This window comes from Achromobacter sp. 413638, from assembly GCF_043119405.1.
Classification (GTDB): domain Bacteria; phylum Pseudomonadota; class Gammaproteobacteria; order Burkholderiales; family Burkholderiaceae_B; genus Achromobacter.
Genome location: NZ_JBICCO010000171.1, coordinates 1 through 1,202, shown reverse-complemented (window position 1 = coordinate 1,202; position 1,202 = coordinate 1). Strand labels below are relative to the sequence as shown.

At 64.6% G+C, this 1,202-nt stretch carries 1 protein-coding gene; it reads left to right on the top strand.

Going from position 1 to position 1,202, the window contains the following annotated elements:
- The first annotated feature begins 128 nt into the window (after positions 1 to 128).
- Positions 129 to 1,186, top strand: a protein-coding gene (locus ACEU5R_RS31910; RefSeq protein WP_392413913.1) for an IS3 family transposase whose coding sequence is annotated in 2 segments (ribosomal slippage) — positions 129 to 321 and positions 321 to 1,186 — 1,059 coding nt in all. Because the reading frame shifts where the segments join, the coding sequence is not laid out codon by codon here.
- The last annotated feature ends 16 nt before the right edge of the window (positions 1,187 to 1,202 follow it).

Genomic DNA, 1,202 nt, shown 5'->3' with positions numbered 1-1,202 from the left:
CGACGTCCCCCCGCCTTTGAGTAGCACGGTCATTTGGAGTCCAATCCCTCGACACAAGGAGATTGGACGTGAAGAAGCGTTTTTCGGACGAACAGATCATTGGCTTCCTGCGTGAAGCCGAAGCGGGCATGGCGGTCAAGGAGCTGTGCCGGCGGCACGGGTTCAGCGAAGGCTCGTATTACCTTTGGCGCAACAAGTTCGGCGGGATGGGAGTGGCCGATGCCAAGCGCCTGCGTGAGCTGGAGACGGAGAACACGCGGCTGAAGAAGCTGCTGGCGGAGTCGCTCCTGGAGAACGAGGTGACCCGCGAGGCCCTGCGAAAAAAGTGGTGACCGCACCGGCCCGCAGGGCGCTGGTGCGGTCGATGGTGGAGCGGGGCTTGAGCGAGCGCCGGGCGCTGGCGGTGGTACGGATGAGCGCCAGCGCCTATCGCTACCAGCCGCGGCCCGATCGCAACGGGGAGCTGCGGGAACGGATCCTGGCCCTGGCGCAGCGGCACAAGCGCTACGGCGTGGGAATGATCCATCTCAAGCTCAGGCAGGCGGGGTTGCTGGTGAACTACAAGCGCGTTGAACGGCTGTACCAGGAGGCGAAGCTGCAGGTGCGTCGCCGCAAGCGCAAGAAGGTGCCGATCGGCGAACGACAGCCGCTGGTGCGGCCGACGGCGGCCAACGAAGTCTGGTCAATGGACTTCGTGTTCGACCGGACTGCCGAAGGGCGGGTGATCAAGTGCCTGACCATCGTCGACGACGCGACCCACGAGGCCGTGGCCATCGAGGTCGAGCGCGCGATCTCCGGGCAGGCACTGACGCGCGTATTGGATCGGCTGGCGTTGAGCCGTGGCCTGCCCAGGGTCATCCGCACCGACAACGGCAAGGAGTTCTGCGGCAAGGCGATGCTGGAGTGGGCGCACGCCCGTGGCGTGGACCTGCGCCTGATCGAACCGGGCAAGCCCAACCAGAACGCCTACGTCGAATCGTTCAACGGTCGCTTCCGCGACGAATGCCTGAACGAACACTGGTTCGCCAACCTGCTGCAGGCGCGGACCGTTATCGAAACCTGGCGCCGCGAATACAACGAAGAGCGACCCAAGAAAGCCCTTGGCGGGCTGACTCCCCAAGCTTATGCCAAGACCTTGACCAACCCGGTTATCCTAACCCCGGACTCCAAAGCCGACCGCTACTGAAAGCGGGGGGACGTCG